Source organism: Pontimicrobium sp. MEBiC01747 (genome assembly GCF_053601635.1).
The window spans coordinates 1-6,329 of record NZ_JBSHNS010000418.1 but is presented as its reverse complement, the minus strand read 5'-3'; the positions used below and the strand labels follow the sequence as shown (position 1 = coordinate 6,329).

Annotated in this window: 5 protein-coding genes and 2 pseudogenes; 2 read left to right on the top strand and 5 right to left on the bottom strand. The window is 29.0% G+C overall.

What is annotated here, in order from left to right; genetic code table 11:
• The 5 genes and pseudogenes from ACVC2P_RS13555 to ACVC2P_RS13535 form a co-directional block, all read right to left on the bottom strand.
• A pseudogene (locus ACVC2P_RS13555) lies at positions 1 to 280 on the bottom strand (serine hydrolase); the annotation flags it as partial.
• Positions 281 to 567: 287 nt separating this feature from the next.
• Positions 568 to 1,101 (bottom strand): porin family protein, encoded by a 534-nt coding sequence (locus ACVC2P_RS13550; protein ID WP_452598991.1) that lies wholly within the window; start codon positions 1,099 to 1,101, stop codon positions 568 to 570.
• Positions 1,102 to 1,195: 94 nt separating this feature from the next.
• Positions 1,196 to 2,107 (bottom strand): Ppx/GppA phosphatase family protein, encoded by a 912-nt coding sequence (locus tag ACVC2P_RS13545; RefSeq protein WP_452598990.1) that lies wholly within the window; start codon positions 2,105 to 2,107, stop codon positions 1,196 to 1,198.
• 1 nt (position 2,108) lies between these two features.
• Entirely contained in the window at positions 2,109 to 4,169 is a 2,061-nt protein-coding gene (gene ppk1, locus ACVC2P_RS13540; protein ID WP_452598989.1) for a polyphosphate kinase 1, read from the bottom strand.
• A 40-nt stretch (positions 4,170 to 4,209) separates the two neighbouring features.
• Positions 4,210 to 4,695: a SixA phosphatase family protein gene (locus tag ACVC2P_RS13535; protein ID WP_452598988.1), complete on the bottom strand. Its 486-nt coding sequence runs from the start codon at positions 4,693 to 4,695 to the stop codon at positions 4,210 to 4,212.
• Between the two features lie 301 nt (positions 4,696 to 4,996).
• On the opposite strand from ACVC2P_RS13535, the gene ACVC2P_RS13530 reads away from it, so the two are divergent.
• Positions 4,997 to 5,446, top strand: coding sequence for a hypothetical protein (locus ACVC2P_RS13530; RefSeq protein ID WP_452598987.1), 450 nt, complete (start codon positions 4,997 to 4,999; stop codon positions 5,444 to 5,446).
• Positions 5,447 to 6,329: pseudogene (locus tag ACVC2P_RS13525) on the top strand (hypothetical protein); the annotation flags it as partial.

Here is a 6,329-nt window from a genome sequence, read left to right as displayed (position 1 = left end):
ACATCATATGCTTATCATTAATACCTGCATACTTTACATTGTTTACATCGCTTAAATCTACAATACCAACTGACAGTTTTTTATTCTTTATTAATTTTTTCCATTTCGGATTGCTATTAAGTTTAACTTCTAGTAAATTTTGCAACATACTATCTTGCAATTCACCAATAACTTCAATTTCTCCATTTGGCTCTATAGGCAACTCTTCTTGCGCCATACTAAAGTGACTAACAATAAAGAAGCTAAAGATTAAAGTTTTAGTGATTATTAGTTTATGCATAATTTTATCGTTTGTTTTCATACTAATTATAGTGCAATTAATATACCACAATATACTAATCTACAAAAAAATAGCTGTAATTTCTTTTAAAAACAGACATATCAAATCAACGTGTTTTTTATGTGTTAATTTAACTCTATAAATATTAATTTTAGTCTATACAGTTTTTTTAATTGTTGTACAACTGTATAAGTTAATATTATATTAACTTATTTTAATTATGAAATATTAGAATAAAAAAAGCCTATACAATATGTATAGGCCTTTTGGTTTATATATGGTTTGGTTTAGAACTTTACTCCTAATCCTATCTGGATATTAGTGTTAGAGGCATCTAGCCCAACTTCATCATCAAAAATATTTGTAAACCCGTAAGAGTATCTTGCATCTAAGAAAAAGTTATCTGATAACATGTACTCTATACCTGCTAACCCCGAGAAAGATATGTTTTGCAGCCCATCTTCAAAAGAGTGTGCTTTTAAACTAGCTTGAGGTCCTAATCCTATAGCTAATAAATCACTAATTTTATATTTAAAAAATACAGGTAATTGAATGTAATCTATACGTAAAGCTTCTTCTTGAGCTCCTTCTGCTGAAAACTGAATTTCTGGAGCAATAGCTATACTTTTAGATAAACTATACTCTCCAAAAAAACCAATAGCAAAACCATTTCTGTGTCTATTTTCAATTCCACCTGGTACTTCTGGATCGAAATCTAAGTTAGAAATATTATAACCAATTCTAACTCCTGTTTTGGAATCTTGTGAAAATCCATAGAAAGCGGAAAGAACTAAAGCTAATAAGAGTATTGTTTTTTTCATAATAATTAGTTTCTTATTTTTTGTTTGATTAATTTAATTGAAAGCTAATATATATTATTTTAGTATATATCTAATAATAATAAGATAAAATGCATCATTTTAACTGTGTATGACTTAGTATTGTATCATTATACATACTTTTTATAATACCATCTGCTAATCCTATCTTTGGAACGTAGATATCTTTTGCTCCACTCCACTTCATTGCAGATAAATAGATTCGAGTTGCTGGTATAATTACATCTGCTCTATCTTGATTTAAATCCAACTCAGAGATACGTTCTTCATAAGAGTAGGTTTGTAACATATTATAATATGATGTTAAATAGAAATAGGTTAAAGGTTTTCCTAAAGCTTTCCCAGAAATTTTAAATATTTTATTAATATTCCCTCCAGATCCTATAACTTCTATTTTATCATATATTTTAGTTTTATTTTTTATCCATAATTCAAGATCAATCCAAGTTTCTTTTTTTACTATATCGTTTAAAAGCCTTACGGTTCCTATTTTAAAAGATCTAGATGTTATTTTATTTCCATTATGTATTACTGTAAATTCTGTGCTTCCGCCTCCTACATCTACATATAAATACGTTTTATTTTTATCTATAAATCGATGTAAATCTGTTGCTGCAATTATTGCTGCTTCTTCCTCTCCTCCAATAATATCAATAGTAATACCCGTTTGTTCTAATATGGCACTTGCAACCGAGTGTCCATTAGTTGCTTCCCGCATTGCAGAAGTTGCACATGCTTTATACTTTTGCACTTTATGAGATTTCATAAGTAATTTAAACGCTTGCATAGTATCTAGCATACGTTGTGTGTTTTCTTTAGAGATTTTACCTTTTAAAAACACATCAGACCCTAAACGAATAGGCACTCTTACTAACGAACTTTTTTTGAATCTGGCTGCTTTTCCTTTCTCTTCTATAATATTAGATATAAGTAACCTAACTGCATTGGAACCTATATCTATCGCAGCATATTTTTGAATTTTAAGCATTCTAATTTTCTAACTTCTTTTTTAAATAATTATAGGTTGCAAATTGACTCCTTACTTTTTCTTCATTGTTCTGTTTATACTTATTAGATTGTGATTCGTCTAAAATTCTAGCTTTTACATTATCACTCCAACATATATTAAAAGTATCAATAAGTTCTTGCTTAATATCTTCGTCATATATTGGGCAACTTACTTCTACTCTATTTTCAATATTACGTGTCATAAAATCTGCAGAAGATATGTATACTTTAGGATTATCATTATTACAAAAGGTGTATAATCTAGTATGTTCTAAAAATTTATCTATAACGCTTAGTACTTCAATATTCTCACTCATCCCTTTCACTCCTGGAATTAAACAACAAATTCCTCTTACTATCATTTGCACTTTTACTCCTGCTCTACTAGCTTCATATAACTTATCTATCATTTTATAGCTAGAGATACTATTCATTTTAAGTCTTATATAGGCTGGTTTTCCTTTTTTCTTATTAGAAATTTCTTGATCTATTAACTTAAAGAACGAATTTTGGGTATAGTGGGGAGAAGTAATAATATGTTTGTACCTATAAATTTTATAATTAACTTCAAAGAAGCTAAATACTTTATTTAAATCTTTAAGAATTTTTTGATTAGCAGTAAACAAAGTATAATCTGTGTAAATTTTAGCTGTAGATTCGTTAAAGTTTCCTGTACTTACAAAACCATATCGCTTAATTTTATTATTTTCCTCTCGCTCAATAACACACATTTTACTATGTACTTTTAATCCTTGTACTCCAAATATAAGGTTTATCCCTTCTCGCTGCATTTGTTCTGCATAGTCTATATTTGCTTGCTCATCAAATCTTGCCTGTATCTCCATAGAAACAGTAACCTTTTTACCATTCTTAGCTGCATTTATTAATGAACTTGCTACGTGAGATACTTGAGCTAACCTATAAATAGTTATTTTAATTGTTTTTACCTTAGGATCTAAAGCTGCTTCTCTTAAAAACTTAACAACATATGAGAATGTTTGGTAAGGTGCATATTGTAAATAATCTTTTTCTCCTATAGCCTTAAAAATACTACTTTGTAAACTCAGACCTTTAATAGGCAATGCTTCTATTTTATCATAAAGTAAGTCTTTCCTTCCTAAACTAGGAAACCCCATATAATCTCTTCTATTATGATAACGCCCACCGGGTATAATACTATCGGTAGATTCTATCCCCATTTTATCCATTAAAAAGTTTAGCGTCTCTCGATCTATAGTTTTATCATACACAAACCGTACAGGTTCTCCATCTAATCTTCCCTTTACACTATTACTTATTTTTTCCATAAAACTCTTACTTAAATCACTTTCAAGATCTAACTCTGCATCTCTAGTGATTTTTATCATGTGAGCACTTATGGATTTATAGTTGAAAATATTAAATATATCATCTAAGCAATAACGCAATAAATCATCTAACATGATAATGTAGTTTTTACCATCTTCCTCAGGCAAAACGATAAAACGATCCATATTTTTAGATATCTCTATTAAAGCAAATTGATGCTCATTAGAATCTAAAGTCATGTTTATTGCTAAATAAGCTGCACTATCCTTTAAATTGGGAATTTCAATGTTTTCATTTAAAATAATAGTAACCAAAGCTGGACTTACATTTTGAATAAAATAATTTTTTATAAATGTACTTTGTGCTTTAGTTATTTGCGTTTCGTTGATAATGAATATATTTTCATTCTCTAAATGAGATTGAATATCACTTAAAATCTTTAAACTTTGAGATTGTTGTTTAATAACTGTTTGAGTAATTACATCTAGTAACTCGGATGCTTTTATACCGCCTAATTGATTTTTCCCCCCTTTACCTGCATAATCAATACGCTTTACAGTAGCATATCGTACTTTAAAAAACTCATCTAGGTTATTTGAAAAAATACCTAGAAAACGAAGTCTCTCAATTAAAGGTACACTACTATCTGAAGCTTCTTGTAATACTCTTGCATTAAATTGTAACCAACTTAATTCTCTATTAATATAGATGTTATTAGGATTATTTTTAACCATATTTATTCAATAATTAAGCAAATATACCCTATTGTAATGACTATTTTAAATCTTTTGGAAATACTGTTTTAATAGTAGTCCCCTTTTTTAATTCTTTCCATGAATTTATTTCAAAATGAATTTCTATGTAGCCACAAGTAGGCACATTCTCTATTATTAAGCTACCATAGGCGTTTACAAAATTTGTAATGGCATAATTATGACCAAACACCATCAGTTTATCGATAGAATCATCGCAATGTTTAATAACGTTCATTAATGCATTTCCAGAGAAATCATACAACCTATTTTCGAGTTGAAAACTTATTCGATTTAGGTTTAAATGCTCAACAAAAAGCTCGGCAGTAGCTTTAGCTCTTAATGCATCACTAGACAAGATTAAACCAACATCTAAACAACTATCTTTTAAATAATTACACACCAAAAAGGTATCATTCACCCCTCTTTTCTTTAATGGTCGTTTATGATCTTCTAGGTTATATTTCCAAGAAGACTTAGCGTGTCTTACCAAATGTAAAATTTTCATACCGTTCATCGATTTTTAGCAACCCTTAATCTAAATTTGTTAAATACCAATACTTTATATCGAGTATATATGTCCTTTAACTCTTTTATTTGATGCAAAAGTAAATTCGTATTTACATTAGTGCTGCTATTAACAACTTGACTTACAATTCTATTATTTATCTATAGTTATAATGTACCCTGATATATAATACCATTAAGTCCATTCCTTAAATATAACAATTTAGGTTTATGTTTTTATAGCATATTAAATTAAAAAATTCATGTGTGTACTATATATGGTTCACATTAAATAATAGAATATGAAAAGACCATTACTCATTTTAATCCTTTTATTTGTTAATTTACAATTAGCATATAGTCAAGACAATTTTAAACTCTCTATAATTAAAGGGAGTGATACGCCTAATAGCGAAAAAGTGCATCACTACCTTCTTCAGGTAGAGAATAACACTAACGATACACAGACATATACTATTAATGTCGAAGATATTATTTGTAAAAATGATAATCATAAAGCACATTCAGGTTTTAAATTTGAGTTCTACGACACCTCTAAAAAAAAGCAGTTAAAAAACATTACGGTTGCTCCAAAACAAAAGGCTCAGTTTTATGTAAAAACTACTGCCTTTGCTAATGCAAAATTATCAACATGGAATTGCAGTAATGTTTTCCTAAACAGTTCATCATCAAAAGAAAAACAATTAGTAAACATAGTTTCTTTTATTCAAGATCCTAAAAATGTAAACTAAATGATACCAATAAAAACAACTCAAAATTATAGACAAACCAGCGTTAAGTTATTAGTAGTGTTAGTAATACTATTAACTTGTTCTGATATAGTTGCTCAAGTCAAAACTTCTTTTACACCTCGTTATAATGAAACGGTTAATGGAGATGTTACAATAATTGCTAACAATATGTTATCTAGATCTGCTACTGGCAATTATACTGGTAGTGACGGAAATCATGATTTTACAGATAATGTATATGTAGATATAGATAGTGATAACAGTACTTTTAATTCAAGTAATGCGAACTTTGTAAACCCTGAACCAACGTTAAGTTGTTTAACAATAAAAAAAGTTCTTTTATATTGGGCAGCAGCAGACAAAGAGCCTAACTCGAATTTAAATTCTGAAAACCAAGCTAATTGGAATTATAATGATGTTAAATTAATGTTGCCTGGGCAAACATTATACTCTACACTCACCGCTGATGATGTTATATTTAGAGGGAGAGATGAAACCTCTCATTTTAGTAATGATCCCTATATATGTGTAAAAGATATAACAACTGCTGTAACAAATTTAACAAATCCATACGGAACATACCAAGTTGCCAATGTAGAAGCAAAAACAGGAAGTGTTGAGGCTCACCCTAGTGGAAATACAGGAACTTCTGGTGGTTGGCAGATAGTATTCGTTTATGAAAGCCCTATGATGCCTGCTAAAAATATTGCTCTATTTGATGGTTATGCCCATGTTACAAGTAGTGAAAATGATTTTGACATTGATTTTAATGGTTTTCAAACTGTACCTACTGGTAATGTAAATGCAAAAATCGTTATAGGAGCTCTTGAAGGTGATAGAGATTTAAGTGGAGATAAGTTACAAATACAAAATACTAGTGGTA